18 protein-coding genes are annotated in these 18,254 nt (G+C 41.6%); 7 read left to right on the top strand and 11 right to left on the bottom strand.

What is annotated here, in order from left to right; all coding sequences use genetic code 11:
• Positions 1-223: 223 nt before the first annotated feature.
• The 5 genes from V7K97_RS14705 to V7K97_RS14725 form a co-directional block, all read right to left on the bottom strand.
• Positions 224-1,081, bottom strand: a complete 858-nt coding sequence (locus tag V7K97_RS14705; RefSeq protein ID WP_334801775.1) for a GH25 family lysozyme — start codon at positions 1,079-1,081, stop codon at positions 224-226.
• A gap of 129 nt (positions 1,082-1,210) precedes the next feature.
• Complete coding sequence (locus V7K97_RS14710) at positions 1,211-1,771, bottom strand: retropepsin-like aspartic protease family protein (RefSeq protein WP_334801776.1); 561 nt, start codon at positions 1,769-1,771, stop codon at positions 1,211-1,213.
• Between the two features lie 640 nt (positions 1,772-2,411).
• Positions 2,412-3,185 (bottom strand): nucleoside phosphorylase, encoded by a 774-nt coding sequence (locus tag V7K97_RS14715; protein WP_334801777.1) that lies wholly within the window; start codon positions 3,183-3,185, stop codon positions 2,412-2,414.
• A gap of 34 nt (positions 3,186-3,219) precedes the next feature.
• Positions 3,220-5,007 (bottom strand): ABC transporter ATP-binding protein, encoded by a 1,788-nt coding sequence (locus tag V7K97_RS14720; protein ID WP_334801778.1) that lies wholly within the window; start codon positions 5,005-5,007, stop codon positions 3,220-3,222.
• Positions 5,008-5,074: 67 nt separating this feature from the next.
• Positions 5,075-6,868 carry an ABC transporter ATP-binding protein gene (locus tag V7K97_RS14725; RefSeq protein ID WP_334801779.1) on the bottom strand — a complete coding sequence of 598 codons (1,794 nt, stop codon included), beginning with the start codon at positions 6,866-6,868 and terminating at the stop codon, positions 5,075-5,077.
• Between the two features lie 81 nt (positions 6,869-6,949).
• Here V7K97_RS14725 and V7K97_RS14730 point away from each other — a divergent pair, with 81 nt between their 5' ends.
• Positions 6,950-7,102, top strand: a complete 153-nt coding sequence (locus tag V7K97_RS14730; RefSeq protein ID WP_334801780.1) for a hypothetical protein — start codon at positions 6,950-6,952, stop codon at positions 7,100-7,102.
• Positions 7,083-8,144 carry an L-histidine N(alpha)-methyltransferase gene (locus V7K97_RS14735; protein ID WP_334801781.1) on the top strand — a complete coding sequence of 354 codons (1,062 nt, stop codon included), beginning with the start codon at positions 7,083-7,085 and terminating at the stop codon, positions 8,142-8,144. The genes V7K97_RS14730 and V7K97_RS14735 overlap by 20 nt, the downstream gene beginning before the upstream one ends.
• Before the next feature lie 575 nt (positions 8,145-8,719).
• Here the strand turns inward: V7K97_RS14735 and V7K97_RS14740 are convergent.
• On the bottom strand, positions 8,720-8,932 hold the full coding sequence (locus V7K97_RS14740) for a type II toxin-antitoxin system HicB family antitoxin (RefSeq protein ID WP_334801782.1): 213 nt from the start codon (positions 8,930-8,932) through the stop codon (positions 8,720-8,722).
• Positions 8,916-9,182, bottom strand: a complete 267-nt coding sequence (locus V7K97_RS14745) for a type II toxin-antitoxin system HicA family toxin (protein ID WP_334801783.1) — start codon at positions 9,180-9,182, stop codon at positions 8,916-8,918. The genes V7K97_RS14740 and V7K97_RS14745 overlap by 17 nt, the downstream gene beginning before the upstream one ends.
• Positions 9,183-9,424: 242 nt before the next feature.
• Between V7K97_RS14745 and V7K97_RS14750 the strand changes: the two genes are divergently transcribed.
• The 3 genes from V7K97_RS14750 (at position 9,425) to V7K97_RS14760 (ending at position 11,730) form a co-directional block, all read left to right on the top strand.
• The gene (locus V7K97_RS14750; protein ID WP_334801784.1) at positions 9,425-10,195 is read left to right on the top strand and encodes a pentapeptide repeat-containing protein; all 771 of its coding nucleotides are present in this window, start codon (positions 9,425-9,427) and stop codon (positions 10,193-10,195) included.
• 29 nt (positions 10,196-10,224) lie between these two features.
• Positions 10,225-10,857, top strand: coding sequence for a TenA family protein (locus tag V7K97_RS14755; RefSeq protein WP_334801785.1), 633 nt, complete (start codon positions 10,225-10,227; stop codon positions 10,855-10,857).
• Positions 10,858-11,196: 339 nt separating this feature from the next.
• Positions 11,197-11,730, top strand: a complete 534-nt coding sequence (locus V7K97_RS14760; protein WP_334801786.1) for a hypothetical protein — start codon at positions 11,197-11,199, stop codon at positions 11,728-11,730.
• Between the two features lie 24 nt (positions 11,731-11,754).
• On the opposite strand, the gene V7K97_RS14765 is transcribed toward V7K97_RS14760, so the two are convergent.
• Positions 11,755-12,930, bottom strand: a complete 1,176-nt coding sequence (locus V7K97_RS14765; RefSeq protein WP_334801787.1) for a DNA cytosine methyltransferase — start codon at positions 12,928-12,930, stop codon at positions 11,755-11,757.
• Positions 12,931-13,534: 604 nt separating this feature from the next.
• Between V7K97_RS14765 and V7K97_RS14770 the strand changes: the two genes are divergently transcribed.
• Positions 13,535-14,209: a Uma2 family endonuclease gene (locus tag V7K97_RS14770; protein ID WP_334801788.1), complete on the top strand. Its 675-nt coding sequence runs from the start codon at positions 13,535-13,537 to the stop codon at positions 14,207-14,209.
• Positions 14,210-14,248: 39 nt separating this feature from the next.
• On the opposite strand, the gene V7K97_RS14775 is transcribed toward V7K97_RS14770, so the two are convergent.
• The gene (locus V7K97_RS14775; protein ID WP_334801789.1) at positions 14,249-14,752 is read right to left on the bottom strand and encodes a GNAT family N-acetyltransferase; all 504 of its coding nucleotides are present in this window, start codon (positions 14,750-14,752) and stop codon (positions 14,249-14,251) included.
• Positions 14,753-14,892: 140 nt separating this feature from the next.
• On the bottom strand, positions 14,893-16,563 hold the full coding sequence (locus tag V7K97_RS14780) for an ABC transporter ATP-binding protein (protein ID WP_334801790.1): 1,671 nt from the start codon (positions 16,561-16,563) through the stop codon (positions 14,893-14,895).
• Between the two features lie 488 nt (positions 16,564-17,051).
• Between V7K97_RS14780 and V7K97_RS14785 the strand changes: the two genes are divergently transcribed.
• Positions 17,052-17,294 carry a hypothetical protein gene (locus V7K97_RS14785; protein ID WP_334801791.1) on the top strand — a complete coding sequence of 81 codons (243 nt, stop codon included), beginning with the start codon at positions 17,052-17,054 and terminating at the stop codon, positions 17,292-17,294.
• A gap of 12 nt (positions 17,295-17,306) precedes the next feature.
• Here V7K97_RS14785 and V7K97_RS14790 read toward each other — a convergent pair whose 3' ends face one another.
• Positions 17,307-18,089 carry a TrmH family RNA methyltransferase gene (locus tag V7K97_RS14790; RefSeq protein ID WP_334801792.1) on the bottom strand — a complete coding sequence of 261 codons (783 nt, stop codon included), beginning with the start codon at positions 18,087-18,089 and terminating at the stop codon, positions 17,307-17,309.
• Between the last annotated feature and the right edge of the window lie 165 nt (positions 18,090-18,254).

Below are 18,254 nucleotides of genomic sequence, written 5' to 3' on the forward strand. Positions count from 1 at the left end.
CCTAAGAGCTTGCGGGGAGGGGAGACAAAGCGTAGCTTTAGCGGGGTGGGGTTCTTCGGGTTTAATAAGTAATCAAGCGTACATGACATCATAGCTGAATTTACGGTTACTTAATAGTAATATTTAGTTGTTAAAAATGCTTTTTTTGGGTTCGTATAACTTAGATAGATGATTAATCGCCTTTGTGCAAGCCATCAAGATTTTTTTGAAAATCAAGCTTAACTTAAGCGATCGCTAATTTGTCTCCAGGGGCAACAATGCCATTAGCTGTAAGACTGTTGGCTTCCTGATAAGCTATAACAGCCTTTTTAGTAGCTGGGCCAAAAATACCATCTGGCGATCCTGGATCGAATTCTGGGTGACTTGAGTCTTGGGCAACTTTTTTTAAAGTCTCCTGCAATTTTTTCACATTCGGGCCGATGCGACCTTCCTGAAGTGAAACAGTAGGAACGGTTAAAGCTTGGAGACGATCCAAAGCACCGTTGAATCTATTCCGATCTACATCACCCTCTATCCCAGGAAACCCAGTCTGGTCGCCTTTGTATTGGTGGAAAGTTTGAAATTTCCACCCACCTGGAATAGTAGGAGTGTTTGTATCAAAATGTGCAATCCACAGGTCATAGTCCGCAAAACGTGAGGTTTTGATCTTATCGTCCCAAAAGCTAGGTCCAGTGTAGATGATCGGTTTGTAACCTGTAGCAACTTCTACCGCAGTTAAGACGTTGGAAATCCGGTTAAGCTTTTCTGTGGAACTCAAGTCATCCCAATGATCGTTCTGCCCATGATTGTAATAGTCTTGTTCAATGTCTACCACTGGGGGGAGATCACCTGGTTCTATTTCTAGGGCTTGAGCAAACATTTCTACCTGTGGGTCAACCTCCTCAGAAGGACGAAAGAAGAGATATGCCCCACGAATAATACCAGCTTTCTTAATGGCAGGCCAGTAAGAAGTAAACTGCTTATCTTGCTTATAGGTTCCGTAGTTCACTCTAGCAAAAGTAAAGTCAATACCCTCACTTTTCACTTTTTCCCAATCGATATTCTCGCTGTTATCAGAAACGTCAATACCTTCAACTGACATAGCTTGTCTGTCCTTGTATGTGAAATTACTTGGCTAGCTACAATGTCATGTCGGCTGTTTTCGGAAATCTTCTATGCCGCAAGTAAAATCTTTACAAATTGCAAGCATCTGTCTAAGTGGTATTACAACTTAGCGGTGATGAAATTCGATCTCTTTCTCCAGAATCTTGATGTCATAGTTACCAAAGAAATCGTGGCCTAGTAAGCCGATGCTTGCTTTGGGAGCGATCGCTACCTGAAGATTATTGGCTGTAACTCCACCGACTGCAATAGATTTTACCTTACTGGTTGGGAATTCTACTTCGCTACCATCGGCAATTTGAGCTTGCATTGTACCTGTAGTCTGGAGTTTAAGTGTATTCGCCATATTTAGAGTGATAATGGTTCCAGTGGCACCTGTATCTACAATCATTTCAAAGGTTTTTTTGTCATTGAAGGTGACATCAATTATAGGAGTTCCACCAAAGCGGCGTTTGATTGGGACTCGAAAAACTCTGTTGTCTAAAGGTGTGACTATATTGCCACAAAGCCTTCCCAATCCAATGGTTTTACCAGAGGAAGTTACCATATAACATATTCCTGGATCGTCAGCTGTTGCCCAATGAGAGAATGCTAAAAACATCAGCGTCGGCATTAGTGCGATTGCAGCTAAGTTAACGGTCGCAATCCAACGCATCCAAGCATTCTTCATATTATATTTCTCTCCAAGTTTTCTGATATAGGTTAATAACTAAACTCCTTATAATGAATACAAAGTTTTGTGGTAAAATCCAGGTTTATTAATACAATATTTATGAACATATATCTACTACAACAAAGTTTCAAACATCTCGTGCTATTCTGAGTATATTTTTTGTCTATATATATAGGACTACTATTTGATTTTCAAAAAGATACGTAGGGTGTGTTAGCGACAGCGTAACGCACTAAATCCTTACGAATGGTGCGTTACGGATTTCATCCTAACGCACCCTACAGTACCTAATTTTGTTCAAAAATCAAATAGGAATCCTATAGCAGTTATCGTTGGTATGCAATAAATTTTGACCTCACTTCAATTCATCTCTCTTTTTAGGAGAGAGGAATTGAATCTTACTCCCCTTTGTAGAAGGGAAGGGTTGGAGGGTTCAGTCTATATTGAACTCAACCAAAAAGCACCATAATAATTTTCTTTATTTATGTTTATTTATCAGATAAAATTGCATCTTGCTCAATACATCTTACCTAGAATTACTGATTGATAATTAAAGATTAGGTAAAGACATGATAAAATTACTTAGAGCAGATTAAATCTGGTATGCTAAGAAGTTATATAAGAAAAATTTGTTAACTTATTCAAGGGTTGCTGCTGCATTGACAGCAGTTGCGATGGCATTTTTAACAGCAATATCTCTTTGTTCTAAGATGATATTTTCACCAATAGTACGCCCAGCAACTACACCGCAAATAGCAGCAGCAGCAAAATTATACACTCCTGCCATTTTGAATAGTGTGCCGCATTCCATCTCGTAATTCAAGATATTCAAGCGCCGATATTCTTCTGTAATGCCATGCAGCGATCGCATTAAATATGGATTCGCTGAATTAGTGCGTTCTTGTCCTTCATAAAAAGTATCAACTGATGCTGTGATTCCTATGTAATGTTCAATTTTTAATTCTCGTGCGGCTTTAACTAAAGCGACTGTCAGAAAAGGATCGGCTGCGGCTGGATACTCGACAGGTGCAATGTCATTTGCTGCACCTTGGCGACACAATGCGGCACTGCTAATGACAACGCTACCGACTGGTATATCAGGTTGAATTGATCCACAAGTTCCAATGCGAATAATTTGCCGGATTCCTACTTGTACTAACTCATTCACCACAATACTTAATGAAGGCGCACCCATACCACTAGTAGCTGATAAGATGGGGCGACCATTAGGTAAATATCCTACATAGCTATTGAGTCCGCGATTTTCTGACAACAAGCGTATATCTTGTAAATAAGTTTGGGCAATTAGGTGCGATCGCTCTGGATCGCCAGATAATAGGGCAATGCTAGGAGGCGATGAGCCTAAATCTTCTTGCCCAAAGCCAATGTGATGAAAGCGTTTACCAGTCATATAATTGTTGGCTCTGAACCCACCACTGATTGTTTTAAAGAACCATTGTCTCTGCTGCACCCAGTTGCAGGGCATAGAGGTTGGCATAGACACCCTGCTGATTGATCAGTTCAGCGTGAGTACCTCGCTCGACAATTTGTCCCTGCTGAATTACTAATACCTGATCTGCCTGGGTAACTGTACTGAGGCGGTGGGCAATTACGAAACTAGTACGACCTTGCAGTAAGCGGGCGATCGCAGTTTGTACCAGCGCTTCTGTACGGGTATCGATGCTGCTGGTGGCTTCATCAAGAATCAGGATTCGGGGGTTGATCAACACTGCACGGGCAATACTAATTAGTTGTCGCTGTCCTTGGCTCAGGGGAGCGCCCCGTTCGCCTAATTGAGTTGTATAACCCTGTGGGAGTAAGGTAACGAACTCATGTACATTTGCTAGTTGTGCAGCCGCTTCGATCTCAGCTTGAGTGGCGTAAGGAGCGCCAAAAGCTATATTTTCGGCGACGGTGCCAGTGAACAGAATATTGTCTTGTAAAACGATGCCTATTTGCCGCCGCAGACTTGCTTGAGTAACGCTACGCACATCAATATCATCAATTTTCACTGCACCGCCAGATACATCATAGAAGCGCAAAATCAAGTTAATAATTGTACTTTTTCCCGAACCGGTCGCCCCGACTAAGGCAACCATCTGCCCTGGATCGGCGTGCAAATTCACTCCCTTGAGAACCAGTTGATCTGGGTTGTAGCCAAACTTGACATTGGAGAATGTCACTTCACCTTGAATGAGCGGCATTTCTGTTGCATCAGGTGCGTCTTTGAGTTCTGACGGTTCATCTAGTAATAGAAAGATTCGCTCTAATCCGGCGAAAGCAGATTGAGCTTGGGTGTAAAACTGGCTGAGAATTTGGATAGGGCGGAAGAACTGCTGGACGTAAAGTAAAAAGGATGTCACCACACCCACTGTTGCAGCTCCCGTTACCGCCAGATAGCCACCATAAGCCAGTACACCTGCGGTTGCTAGTGTGTTGAGAAAATCGATGGAGGGCAAAAAGGCTGAAGTAATGGCTACAGCCTCTACGTTGGCATCTCTATTGGCGGCGTTAAGAATGTCGAATTCTTCGATATTCATCTGTACACGATTAAATGCCTGTGCTTCTCGAACGCTGCCAATATCTTCTTCTAACTTCGCGGAAAGCTCCCCAATGGTTTGTCGGGTGACGCGAAATCTGGCTCTTGCCCAACGTGCAAATAAGCCTGTAGTAAAAATCATCAGTGGCACAACTAGATTGCTCAACAAACCGAGTTTTAGGTTGATTGAGAGCATAGCAATAACAATGCCAACCAAACTGAAAGTGTTGCCCAGCATTTGGGCGATGGTCAATCCAAATGCCTGATTCACGGTATTGACATCATTTAGCAAGCGGCTCATTAAATCGCCTGCTTCGCTGCGATCGAAAAAGCTGAGTGGCAGACTTTGGATTTTAATAAAAATGTCTTGCCTCAGTTGAGCCAGCAATCGCTGCATAATCCAGCCGACTCGAACAATTTGACCTCGGATTGCTAAGATACCAAGCCCATAGTTCAGTCCAAGTAGAGCTAATAACTGTAGTAGTCCCTGTAAATTCCCTTGTTTAATCAGGTGATCAATTGACCATCCGAGAAAGAATGGCCCAATTGCCTGGGTTATAGCACCAATGAATACTAATGTCAGGGCGATGGGAATTTCTTTGCGATAGAGTAGCACGTATTGTAAAAAGCGCCCCAGGGTGGAAAGTTGCTGAGTTGTTTGTTCAGATGCAACAACGGGAATAGTGCCTCTCATACCAATTTTGAATTTTAGATTTTAGATTTGGGATTAAAAGTCTTTATTACAAGGCTGCGATCAAAAATTATGCTAATTGTCGATCATTTTTCTCCTTCGGCTTTACCTGAGATTCCAAAATCGCACCGTAGAGCGGGCTAGTTTGCATCAATTCCTCGTGAGTGCCTTGTGCCACCAATCGTCCTTTATCCATGAGAAAAATCCGATCGGCATTCTTGACGGTGCTAATGCGTTGAGCCACTACAAAAGTTGTACAAGCTCTTTGGTGCATTAAGTCATCGAGTTCGGCCTGAATCTGGGCAGCAGTTTTGGCATCCACAGCTGAGGTACTATCGTCTAAAATCAGAATACTGTAATCGGTTAGTAAGGTACGAGCGATCGCAATTCGTTGTTTTTGTCCACCAGACAAGCCTACGCCCCGTTCACCCACAATGGTCTCGTAGCTATCGGGTAGACCGATAATAAAATCGTGCATTTGTGCAGTTTTTGCCACCTCAATCACCTGCTCTAAGGTGGCATCGGGTTTGGCGTAGGCAATATTTTCGCGGATTGTACCAGAGAAGAGGGTGGTTTCCTGAAATACAATCCCAATACGGGATCTGAGGCTTTTGAGTGTGAAACTTTTTACATCTCGTCCGTCAATGCGAACTGCTCCCTTTGTGGCATCGTAAAAGCGGGGAATCAGGTTCATAATTGTGCTTTTTCCCGAACCAGTCATCCCTAAAACGGCAATTAGCTCGTTGGGCTTGGTTTCAAAGGAAACTTCTTTGAGAGTTTCATCTGTGGCTCCTGGATAGCGAAAGGAAACATTTTCAAAGGTGATTCTACCACCGCAGGTTTCAAATGGGACAGCACCGGGGCGATCGCGAATTTCGACTTCTGCATCGACAACTTCATAGACTCGTTCGGCAGAAGCAGCTGCTTGAGCGATGGCGGGTGCTGCAAATCCAATTAACAAAATCGGTTGGATAATCAAGGCTAGGTAAGAGTTAAACGCCACTAGTTCACCAATGGAGAACCGATTTCCAATCACCTGCGCTCCCCCGTAGCCGAAAACTGCCAGTGTGACCACATTACTCAGCAAAAATATCAACGGGAAGGTATCACGGATGGCGCTAATGGTCTTCATGTTTGCCTTGACTAGGGCATCATTCATGGTCGTGTAACGCGACCTTTCGGCTGATTCCCGCACAAAGGCTTTCACTACCCGAATTCCTAGCAAGTTCTCTTGCAATACAGCATTGAGGTTGCTCAGTTGCTCTTGTACTTGTCGGAAAAGTTTGTTATTTCGGCCAATGAATCGTGCCATCAACCATCCAGATAGGGGCACTACTGTCAGGGTAATCAGTGCTAATTGCCAGTTCATCACCAGCAAAAGCACCGAAATACTTACCAATGTCACAACTCCACCAATGACCTGAATTAAGCTGGTGCCGACAAAGGTACGGATTTGCTCAATATCGCTGGTGACACGGGTTAGGAGTTGGGAAGTCTGCGCCTGATCGTGATAGCTGAAACTGAGATTTTGAATCTTGCTAAAAATTTTGTTTCGCAGATCATAAGCTACACCCTGAGATACGGCTTCTGCTAGATAGCTTTGTCCAAAGTTAAATACACCACGAGCGATGGCGGCGAGTACCATCCAGGCGGCGCTGTATAGCACAACTTGGAGGTTTTTTTGGCTGATACCCTGATCAATTCCCCACCGAAATAGTTGTGGGGTGACAGCGTTTGCGATCGTCAACAACAACAGGCTGACCAATGCTCCGAGGGAAGTCCATCGGTAAGTGCTTAAACTTCTAAGCACGCGCTGGGTTGACCGTATCGACGAAGTTTCCTGGAGTTCTGGTAGCTGAACCAATGGTATTCACCCCTGTATCTTTTGAAAATTATCTCGTACTTTGATTGTAAAAAAACAATTGGTTATTTGAGAGTGGAGAATATGAAATATAGAGCAACTCTCCTAGTTGTGGTGGAAATTCCGAGTTTTGGGACAGTGGTATGGGAGAATAACTTTTTGGCAAGAATTGCGGCTAATCCGTTTCCAGACCTCAGAAAACCAAAGAACAAGAATAATGGCTCAAAATTTTCATAGCAATTCCCAACTTTCCTCGGATATCCCAACTGCTATCAATCACACAGCAAAGCCAAGTTCTGAGTTCTACTCTCTTTTTTCTGAGGAAGAAGTTTTAGGGATAATTGATGCATTAGAAGTCAAACGAGAAATCCCTCTAAAGTATTCTTATAAAGGGAGGGGTGCAAAAATCTGGGACGATTTTTATCTAAAATATATTATTCCTACATGGTATCGAATATCAAATGTAGAAATTGAGCTTTTAAAAAATAATTTTAAATACCTTGATGACAACATTAAAAGTAGCGAAAAAGTTAATATTGTAGACGTTGGTGCAGGAAATTCGTACCCAGTTAAAAAATTTATTCAAAGACTAAATAAGTTGGATAAAATTAATAAATATGTTGCCTTAGATATTAGTGAAGAATTGCTTCATGTATCCAGAAATAATTTTAGAAAATGGTTTCCTCAAGTCGATTTTATCAGTTCCACAATTGACATAGAAAATAGTTGTATACCCAAAATTTTATTCCAAAATCAAGCTAATCTTGAAATTGACGACACACCAAAAATATTTTTACACTTAGGAGTTACCATTGGGAATCATCAAAATCGAGATCAGGTACTCAAAAATTTTAGAGATAGTATGGGGAAAAATGATTTTCTAGTATTCACTAATGAAACTGGTTCTAACTCTCAATGGGATGGAAAAGTTAGAGGTGGCTGCAAGTATCATGTAGAAGAAATATATGGGTGGGTTAAAAATAAGATTGGGATTAAATCTGAAGATTGTGAACTTGTGAGAAAGTATGATTTAACAACCGATAGTGTAGTGGCTAATATTAAACTGCTTCATGATTACACTATAAATTTTAGTCGAATGGGGATAGATAAAAAGATTGAAATCTCTGAAGGTGAAGAGATTACTATTTGGCGACATCACAAGTATGAAATGCCTAAACTTTTGCAAGAAATAGAACGTTCTGGACTACAACTTCTTCACTATACTACTGACAAATACAAATCACATATTATGGTTATTTGTAAGGTTGCTAGTAACTAAGCTTTTTAATTAGACTTCCTCTATATAGCGGTTCTCGCTTGGATGCAATACAGTTTGACCTCTCTCCAAACCTCTCTCCTAAAAGGAGAGAGGCTTTGAATATTACTCCCCAACGCTACAAGGGTTGGGGCTGGGGGTTAGGTCTGTATTGCACTCAACTGAGAACCGCTATAGCAATCCTAAATCAGTTGTGAAAATGCGCCATGTCCAGATCCCCAACTTCTTCGAGAAGTCGGGGATCTAATTTTTCACGAATTTTTAAAAGGAGAGAGGTTAGAGTGTATTGCATACAAACGAGAAGCACCATATAGGAATCCGATTTGATTTATGAAAAAATCTAAGTATTATAGTGGCATGGCAAGGCTAAAATAGTGTATTACAAATCTTGGAAATCTTGAGATTTTAGAAACATAACTCAATTTTTCTATTGCATCAATTTAGCATTGCCACGACATTACGTATCTTTTCAAAAATCAAATAGTAATCCTATGGCCGAGATTTTCTTATCTGTATCTAGGGCATGTCAAATATTTCTGATGATGTTAAAAAATCAGTTGACTTAGCTTGTGTATCAATCAAATATACATCAAACGCGGTCTAGGTTCAGGAACTGAACGGCCTAAATCCTTAGCCGTTTCTATCCATTCATGTACAACTAATTCTACATTATGCAGGGCTTCTTGATAAGTATCACCGTCAGCCGCACAGCCTGATAACTCTGGTACTTCAGCAATAAAGGCTTGATCTAACTCACTCCAGTAGAGAATAATTTCATATCGAAACATCATTTTTACTTCCTAGTTTATACTTGACAATCACTGCCCGAACTTGTTTAATTTGATAGCTTTTGGCTTTTCCTCTTTTATGTTGCAGGTTCAATATTTCTTCAACATCAGCTTTGATAAAAATACGATGATCGCCACGAATCCGTTCATCAAAGCCTAATCTATATAAAAGTTGCCACAGTTGGGCAAAAGGGATGTCTGTATCAGAAGTCCCAGAGAGGATTTTTTCTAAGAGTTTGTCTTGCTGACTCACGTTTTTCTAACTGTCTTAATGTTTCTATAGTCTCATATTTATTTAAAATCAGGTATACAAATGATATCTTGACTACTTTTCTCCAATGTCTTAGGGTAGCGTTCCGCAGGAAAGGTATCGCCAATTTATAAGTAATATAGGCAACTACAGAGGACAAATTGTTGAGATTGCTCATATCATAGGTTGAGGTATAAATCCGTCTCAGTTCATGTTGAGTATTGAGTAAGAAATATTACGCGAATATGAAAAACCAGATTCTAGGCGCAGCCGCATTTTTAACCACCATTAGTTTGACAACAAGCGTACAAGCAGCAAATTCTGAACATCTTAGACAGTTATTGGCAACTAAACAATGCCAAAACTGTGATTTGAGTAGTGCAGGTTTAGTGATGGCTGACTTATCTGGAGCCAATTTGAGCGGTGCTAATCTCACAGGCGCTAACCTCAGCCGTGCAAACTTGAGCGGCGCGGATTTGCGGGGTGCAAACTTGAGTGGCGCGAGTTTATTTGGTGTTAACCTGAGCGAAGCTAAATTTAGTGGGGCAAATTTGACGGGTGCGGATTTGAGAAATACTTATTTAGCAAATGCAGAACTGACTGGCGCTTACCTGAATGGGGCTAACTTCCAGGGTGCAGTTGGGATACCATTACAAATTGCTTCACCAGAAGAATTTTATGCTTGGGGTGTAGCAGAAGGGCAAAAAGGCAACGAACAACAAGCAATCAGTTATTTTAATCAAGCGATCGCTATTAAACCAGAATATGCGGGTGCTTATCTAGCTCGTGGTGTCGCCCGTTACCAAATACTAGATAGACAAGGTGCATTCCAAGATGCCCAAGTTGCTCAAAAATTGTTTACATCCCAAAACAACGGAACTGGAACGCAAACAGCCCAAGCTTTTATTAAAGAACTGCAAACACCAGTAAATGATAAAGTAAGTGCTGGTAGCCCCAGTTTCGTTGACTTGTTTGGAAGTCTTAGCTCAGTCTTGCTTCAGTTCTTCCCTTTTTGAGGAAGATAATAACAGATGACAAATAACAAATGACTTTATCTAACGAATTATGGGCAGCAAATCAAGACTTAGCCCAAGCTTGCTTAAAGCATCCTTTCGTTCAAGGCATTGGCGATGGTACTCTTGAGCAAGCTAAATTTGCTTACTACGTGGGGCAAGATGCTTTTTTCTTAGAAGCTTTTGCCCGTGCGTACAGCATCGCCGCAGCTAAAGCACCAGATTGGTTAGGTTTCACCAAATTTCATAACTTAGCTAGTGGAGTTTTAGAAGAACTGCGGCTGCATAGTGGCTATGCTACTCAGTGGGGAGTCAATTTGCATTCTGTAGAACCTGCATCTGCCACCCGCCGCTATACTGACTTTTTGTTAGCAACTGCTTGGGGTCCAGATGTGGGTTTAACTGCTGCGGCGATGTCTCCCTGTATGCGTTTGTATGCCTTTTTGGGAGAAAAGTTGGCTGTTAACGGTATTCCTAATCATCAATACACAGACTGGATTCGTACTTATAGCAGCGCAGATTTTCAACCATTAGCACAACAATTAGAAAGTTTAGTTGACAATTATGCCACTACTAATGCTGTTGTCCATTCAACCTATCGTTATGCTATGTTTTGTGAGCGCGATTTTTTTCAGGCTGCGTGGATTTTAGAGCAGTCTGCCTAATTAAGTTGGCGACAGAGATTCAATGCATGTAAATATAAAACTAACGTAACAAAATTGTCGGTTTGGATACTGCTCCACTGAAACAAAGCGATCGCCTTTATGGAAGAGTGAGTGCGTTAGCGGAACAAGGCAAAAGTAAAAAGTAAAAAGGCAAAAGAAAGAAAGAAAGAAAGAAATGGTTTGAGAGCAACTAAATTTATTTATGGAATCAAATAAAAACATTTATAACGATAGCGCCGGCGGCAAGCGAGTCATCGAGCGTCGTGGCGTAGCGCGTTCGCATGATTGCGTCTCGTAGAGAGAAATAATACATCATTATTAAATCCCCTAAATTTATTTATGGGGATTATCTTTTTACTTTTTAAAAGAAGCCTTAGCACAAAAATGGGAGTACTCTGGGAAGAAATAGCTGATATTAGTCCTTATGTAATTATACCTGAATTTGAATTTGGAGTTAAGATTATAGCATTTCCCAAGCTAGTAAGGTACACCCGTAGGGGCACGGCAGTGCCGTGCCCCTACACCTTGCGATATAATGTTGTACCTCATCTGAATGGGAACAGCTATACTGGTATTGATATTATCATTTTCTCCGAAGAAACGGTTAAATTTGCACAATTAAAAACTCTAAAAGGTACATTAACTGGTTCTCAAGCGCCTAGATCAAAAAAGGAATTAAGTATTCATCAAAACCCTTTATTTATAGCAGCTTTTAATTTAGGTGATTGGACATTTAAGGACAATAAAATTCCTCGGATAGCTGGCAAGGAATTTTGGAATAACATTCATATAGATTATGACCTTGTTGAAAACCATGTAAGAAATATGTTGCAGAGAATTGACAATGATTTTGCTGAATTGGCTACAAGCTAAATACAAAATATACAGTTCCAAATTCTATACAGAAAAAAGCGATAGTTGTTCAGCTATCTCTTTGCCTTTCGGTTGATTTCCTTGAATAAAATTAAAAAGATAACTACCAATTTCCTTTGCAAGTATTACCGGTACTGCATTACCAATTTGTTTGTATTTAGAACTTACTGAACCATAAAAAATCCAATCATCAGGGAAAGTTTGAATTGTTGCAGACTCGCGCACGCTTAAAGAACGTAATTCTACAGGATGACACATATCTGTAGCTTTTTGGTGCGGACTGGTTGTGATTGTTGGCGAAGGTTTATCCCAAGATAATCTTCTATAAAAACCGACTTTTCCACCTCCAGAATTATAAGCGCCTCCCATAGCCTCTTTTTTTAATTCTTCTGGTAAATGTCTCCAGTTTTGCCCCGCTTGCAATAATCTTAAAAATTTCAGACGACTTTCTGAATAAGTCATAAACTCCGGTTCTGGATCAACTAAACCCGTTATCGCATCTCGTAAAGTCCGCCATTTAGGTAATTTATTACCATCTTTACAATATTTAGGCAAAGGAAATGTAGCAGCTTCACCATCTCTAGAACCAATAAATACTACACGTTCTCTATTTTGTGGAACGCCGTAATCTGCTGCTTCTAAAAGGTTATAAACGACGTTATAGCCTAGTTCTTCCATTTCTGCTAATACCACCCTCAATGCAGCACCTGCTATTTCATCAGATTCTAAAGGGGGGTAATCTCTTCCACGTTGGTTAATTGGCCTGTGACGAAGAGGTGCAGAAAGTAAACCTCTCACATTTTCCATCAAGAAAAATCGGGGTTGGACTTCTTTAACAATACGGGTAAAGTCCATAAATAAACTACCACGAGGGTCCATAACTGAACCTCTTTTACCTGCGGTACTAAATGGCTGACAAGGTGGACCACCTGTTACTAAGTCTACTTCACCAGGGCGTAAGGCTCTACCTAAATCTAAAACCCTTCCCCCTTCCTCAAGTAATTCTTGGGAACTGACTTTTTCTATTTCTCTAGAAACAGCACTTTCTTGAAGGAATGGTCTATTAAGAGCAATTGTTTTGGCAGCATCACGGTCTTTTTCTACTACACTTACTGTCTGAAATCCTGCTTCTTCCATACCCAAATCTAAACCAAAAGCACCTGTAAATAAGGAAATAGAAATAGCTTTACCATCTATCATGCTTGTCCATCCTAAATAATTACGAAAGATATAGCGCTTCTCGGTTGAATCTAATACAGACCTAACCCCCAACCCCTTCCCTACTAGCGTTGGGGAGTAAGATTCAAAGCCTCTCTCCTAAAAGGAGAGAGGAATGGAAGTGAGGTCAAAGTGTATTGCTTCTATTCGAGAACCGCTATAAGTTGCTTTTATATAATCTTTGCTTTTAAGTTACTCTTCGTATAATGGCACTAATAGTGAGCGATCGCCTTGCAGAAAATTTCAAAATTGAAAATATATAGCAATCTTTAATACCAGTATACTTACTACAAGATAAAGTGCGGAATGTGGGTTACAACTGCGAACATTGGGCTAGAGAAATGGTATCCGATAAAGCTATAGCTATTCAGTGTCAAGAGAGAAGATTAGGAAACAACTATAAAAATTAGCCCTAGCAGACAAAGGTTGTGCGATCGCACATTTTTTGATTTGTAGTAATAAATTATAGCCAAATGACTACACCGATCAAATAGTGGATTTTGGTTAGACTACGATGTGAAATAAGAAGAGCGAGAAAAAAGCGATCGCTAACCCATCCTCTAAGAATTACCTGAGAATGATTGCAATGGTTACACAGTTACCATCTTCCACCCAAAAAGGCATTATTTACCCTGACAGCGATGGACAGCCAATGGCAGACAATACTAAGCAGTTTGAATTAATTGTTTGGATTAAAAATAATTTAGAACTGCTGTTTGCCAATGATCCAAATGTGTTTGTCGCTGGGGACTTGTTGTGGTATTCAGTGGAAGATGATAACAAGCTCCGCCAAGCTCCTGATGTGATGGTAGTATTTGGTAGACCAAAAGGATACCGAGGTTCTTATCAACAGTGGCTTGAAGATCACATTCCCCCGCAGGTGGTATTTGAAATTTGGTCGCCTGGAAACCGGATCTCTAAAATGGCGAAAAAATTAGAGTTTTATGAGCGCTACGGTGTAGAAGAATATTATCTGTATGAACCTGATGTGGTTGACTTGACAGGCTGGCAGCGTCGAAACTCAAGATTAGAAGTGATTGACCAAATGGTTGGTTGGGTCAGCCCTCGATTGGGGGTGCGTTTCGAGTTGACTGAGGAAGAACTGCAAATTTATCGTCCTGATGGCGATCGCTTTTTGACCTTTTTGGAACTAGACCAACAACGACAGCAAGAAAGACAACGAGCAGAGCAAGCTGAGGCGCAGTTAGAAGCTCTCCGTGCTTTACTAGAAGAACGAGGAATTAATCCAGACCAATTGTGAGCGAATTTAATTTACAAGTCTAAGAAAATAGCGATCGCCTTAAACAAGAGTTTTACTAATTCGCAGTCCCATGATCACTAAGTCTCGTTCAACGCTGTCAAGTTCGGCAATTTTAGGCAAATGTCCCCAGCGTTGAAAACCAAATGTTTCAAAGAGTTTTAAACTGGGCTGATTGTGGGCAAAAATGAAGCATACTAGGGTCTTTAAACCCAAGCTAGGACTTTCGGTAATTGCTTGTGCTAAGAGTTGCTGTCCCAAACCACATCGATGAAAGTTAGGGGCTATGTAAATACTAATTTCCGCAGTCATAATATAGGCGGGTCGCCCATAAAAGGATTGGAAACTAAGCCATCCAGCAATTACTCCCTCTACTTCGATTACCCAAAGTGGACGTTGTGAAGGCGATCGCGCCTTAAACCAAGCAAGGCGACTTTCCACGGATACTGGTTCTAAGTCAGCCGTTGCCATGCGGCTGGGAACTGCGGCATTGTAAATTGCCACAATTGCAGGTAAGTCAGTTTCAGTCGCATGGCGAATAGTCATTGCTACCGTCTCGAAAAAAATCTTCAGAAAATATTCAAAAATAATACAGTGTTAAGAGTAGCAATTCTACGGTTTCTATCGTAATTGTTATGTGAGTTAGAAGTGAAGAGTTAGGAATTTTAAACTCATAACTGCTGATTTTATGCGCGTGCTAGTAAGGGAGCAGCAGCTAGTAAGGTTTTGGTGTAAGGGTGCTGAGGATTGGCAAAAATCTTTTTTGTCAGACCAAGTTCGACAATTTTACCGCCATTCATCACGGCAATACGATCGCACAAAAATCTTGCTAACCAAAGGTCATGAGTGATGAATAGATAAGTTAACTCAAATTCTTCCTTTAATTGCAACATCAAATCCAGCACTTGCGACTGCACACTAGCATCTAACATACTCACTGGTTCGTCGCAGATTAAGAGTTTAGGGTGAGTAATCAAAGCACGAGCGATCGCTACTCGTTGCTGTTGTCCCCCAGATAAATCGGATGGATAACGCTCATAATACACTTCTGGCGGTGTTAACCCAACTTTCTCTAGCATCCATAAAACCTGCTCTTTTGCCTTGGCAGCATTGGCCAGATTGTGGATCAATAAAGGATCGGCGATACTTTGTCCCACTGTCATCGCTGGATTGAGACAAGCATGGGGGTCTTGAAAAACCATTTGGATTTGTCGCCGTGAAGAACGAATTTCTTGACGCGACAGTTTAGTTAAATCTTGTCCTAAAAACTCAACTTTGCCACTAGTGGGACGAATTAGTTGCAAAATTGTTCGTGATAGTGTACTTTTTCCACAACCTGATTCCCCAACTAAGCCGAGAATTTCTCCTGGATACAGATCCAGGTTGATCCCATCGACTGCTTTAATTGTCTGTGTTTGTGTCTTAAACAGTCGTTCGATCAAGTTAGGTTCTATGGTGTAGTATTGCTTGAGTTCTGTGACACTCAAAATTGGAGATTTATCATTAATAATCGGTAATTGCTTTTCTGCGTCATTGGCAATTATCAATTCTCCACTATCATTTACTGCTTGAATGTGTAAAGCTGCTTTTAAAAGCGATCGCGTGTATTCATGTTGAGGGTGTTTAAATACGGTTTCTGTAGAACCCATTTCGACCATCTTACCGTTGTACATCACCCCAATGCGATCGCAGTACTCGGCCACCATTGCTAAATCGTGAGAAATCAACAACAATCCCATATTTTCTTCACCGCACAGCCGAGTTAATTCTTGCAATATCTGCGCGGAAACGGTGACATCTAAACTGGTGGTGGGTTCATCGGCAACAATCAACTTAGGATTGAGGAGTAAAGCTAAGGCGATCGCTACCCGTTGGCGCATTCCCCCGCTAAACTCATGAGGATACTGATTCCAGCGACTAGCGGGAATATTCACCTTTGCCAAGGTAGCAAGTGCTTTTTCTTTGGCTTCTCGCGTGGATAATTGTGGTGAGTGCGCCTGGAGGGTTTCGATACAATGCTTACCAATTGTCATTAGGGGATCGAGGCGTGTCATGGGATCTTGAAAAACTAAGGCGATCGCCTCACCCCGAAATTTCCGCAACTGCTTAGGTGTCAATTCAAACACCGACTGTCCTTGAAATATCACCCGTCCCTCAACACGACTAGAGGCTGGTAGTAAACGCATTACTGCCCGTCCGATAGTTGACTTACCACAACCCGACTCTCCCACCAATCCCATTCTTTCGCCTGGTTGCAAGGTGAAAGAGACATCATCAACCGCCCAGCTTGCTTCTTCTCCACTCCGATGAGGATAGGCAACTCGCAGATTTTCGATACAGAATAAGGCTTCACTCATAGTTTAGTTATCAGCCCTGAGCTACCAATTTTTATAATTTCAAATTTAGGATAGTCTATCAAATTAAGTATTAGACCTGTTTTATCAAAATTACCTAAACATAGCAAAACTTGATTTAGTGTATCTCGTAGCGGTAGCGATAAATCTCCAGTCCTAGAACACCAATTCAGTAATCCTGAAATAACCTCTCCCCCAACCCCTCTCCGAAACGGAGAGGGGAGTTTGACTCCCCCAACGCTCGGAGCGTTGGGGGAAAATTCAAAGTCTCTCTCCTGCTAGGAGAGAGAAATAGAACAGAGGTTTTCCAGATACCGTGAAATAGTCAGATGAATCGATGCTCTGGCAATTGCAGACAGTTATCGATATTCTTGATAACCACTGCTAAAGTTGATACAGCACACAACTATGATGTTATGAGTGCCAAATTTAAATCTGTAGGAACTAGAATCAAAATTAACTCAGAAAATTAGGATTTTTAAGTCAATATTATGGAGCAAAATCAGCCACAACAGCGCCACGTCGCTGATCAGGTGTTTCAAAAATCCCTCGAACAGTTGGAGGATATCTTAGAAGAGAGTTCGACTGAAGAAGAAGATATCCCCCAACTGCATACTAGTAATTTCACGGAAGTCGAACTCGATCAAGACTTGATAGATATTGATTTAGCGGCTCTTGAGGACGCAGTTGCTGATATTGAACAATATCTCGAAGAAATAACAAAAACCGAATAGGGTTAAAATTCATTACTGACAAATCATTTGCCGTCGAGCTTCGTACAACATTAAAGCGGCTGCGATCGCCACATTCAGCGATTCTACCCCAGGACTCAAAGGAATTCTGACTTGCTGATCGGCGATCGCTGCTAAATCTGCCGACAACCCTCCACCTTCATTTCCCAATAAAATCAGACTGGGTTTTCGCCAGTCCACTTCCCAATAAGTCAAAGTCGCACTGGGTAAGGTTGCCACAACCTGCATTCCTGCCTCTTGACTTTGTTGGACTGTCGCTTTTAAATCTTCGGTTACGGCTGTTGCTAGGCGAAACCATTGCCCTGCGGAAGCCCGGAGGACTTTGGGGCTATCTAAATCTACACTATCTCCACTTACCCACAAACCCGATGCTCCGGCGGCGGCGGCGGTGCGGATCATTGTACCCAGGTTGCCGGGATCTTGTACTGTTTCTAAAGCTAGCACTAAACCAGTTAATGGTAGTTGAGTTTGGCGTTCGCTTCGTTTTGCCGTTGCCACCACACCATCGGGTTGGACTGTAGTAGCGATCGCATCCAAGACTTCTCTACTGACAATTTCGGCGCGATCGCATCGGCTACAAGCCTCATCCCATAGCGAAAGGTGGGCTGCTTGCCATTCTGGGGTACAACAAACTGTTTCTAGTGGGTAGTTAACCGCACAAGCTTCTTCTAACAGGTGCGTCCCTTCGAGTAAAAATAACTGTTGCTTGTGCCGCTCCTTGGTAGAGTGGAGTTTGCGAATTTGCTTGACTAGGGAATTTTGTAAACTGGTCAACATCAAAAAGTTAGGAGTTAGGATTTAGCAGTTAGGAGTTAATTTAGTTTTCTTTCAACTCTTGACACTCCCGGGCGTGAACGCACGGGGATTCTGTAATCTCCGTCAGAATTTGCTCTAACAGGCTTGCGCCAGCTAGCGTAGAGATTCCAACTCCTACAGCGTTAC

Origin of the sequence: Nostoc sp. (assembly GCF_036917815.1) — a bacterium.
Taxonomy (GTDB): domain Bacteria; phylum Cyanobacteriota; class Cyanobacteriia; order Cyanobacteriales; family Nostocaceae; genus Nostoc.

What these genes read in the sequence shown, in the direction of transcription:
- V7K97_RS14705 (WP_334801775.1), bottom strand. Translation starts at nt 1,081, where the DNA reads ATGTCAGTTGAAGGTATTGACGTTTCTGATAACAGCGAGAATATCGAT.
- V7K97_RS14710 (WP_334801776.1), bottom strand. Translation starts at nt 1,771, where the DNA reads ATGAAGAATGCTTGGATGCGTTGGATTGCGACCGTTAACTTAGCTGCA.
- V7K97_RS14715 (WP_334801777.1), bottom strand. Translation starts at nt 3,185, where the DNA reads ATGACTGGTAAACGCTTTCATCACATTGGCTTTGGGCAAGAAGATTTA.
- V7K97_RS14720 (WP_334801778.1), bottom strand. Translation starts at nt 5,007, where the DNA reads ATGAGAGGCACTATTCCCGTTGTTGCATCTGAACAAACAACTCAGCAA.
- V7K97_RS14730 (WP_334801780.1), top strand. Translation starts at nt 6,950, where the DNA reads ATGAAATATAGAGCAACTCTCCTAGTTGTGGTGGAAATTCCGAGTTTT.
- V7K97_RS14735 (WP_334801781.1), top strand. Translation starts at nt 7,083, where the DNA reads ATGGCTCAAAATTTTCATAGCAATTCCCAACTTTCCTCGGATATCCCA.
- V7K97_RS14740 (WP_334801782.1), bottom strand. Translation starts at nt 8,932, where the DNA reads ATGATGTTTCGATATGAAATTATTCTCTACTGGAGTGAGTTAGATCAA.
- V7K97_RS14750 (WP_334801784.1), top strand. Translation starts at nt 9,425, where the DNA reads ATGAAAAACCAGATTCTAGGCGCAGCCGCATTTTTAACCACCATTAGT.
- V7K97_RS14755 (WP_334801785.1), top strand. Translation starts at nt 10,225, where the DNA reads ATGACTTTATCTAACGAATTATGGGCAGCAAATCAAGACTTAGCCCAA.
- V7K97_RS14760 (WP_334801786.1), top strand. Translation starts at nt 11,197, where the DNA reads ATGGGGATTATCTTTTTACTTTTTAAAAGAAGCCTTAGCACAAAAATG.
- V7K97_RS14765 (WP_334801787.1), bottom strand. Translation starts at nt 12,930, where the DNA reads ATGATAGATGGTAAAGCTATTTCTATTTCCTTATTTACAGGTGCTTTT.
- V7K97_RS14770 (WP_334801788.1), top strand. Translation starts at nt 13,535, where the DNA reads ATGGTTACACAGTTACCATCTTCCACCCAAAAAGGCATTATTTACCCT.
- V7K97_RS14775 (WP_334801789.1), bottom strand. Translation starts at nt 14,752, where the DNA reads ATGACTATTCGCCATGCGACTGAAACTGACTTACCTGCAATTGTGGCA.
- V7K97_RS14780 (WP_334801790.1), bottom strand. Translation starts at nt 16,563, where the DNA reads ATGAGTGAAGCCTTATTCTGTATCGAAAATCTGCGAGTTGCCTATCCT.
- V7K97_RS14785 (WP_334801791.1), top strand. Translation starts at nt 17,052, where the DNA reads ATGGAGCAAAATCAGCCACAACAGCGCCACGTCGCTGATCAGGTGTTT.
- V7K97_RS14790 (WP_334801792.1), bottom strand. Translation starts at nt 18,089, where the DNA reads ATGTTGACCAGTTTACAAAATTCCCTAGTCAAGCAAATTCGCAAACTC.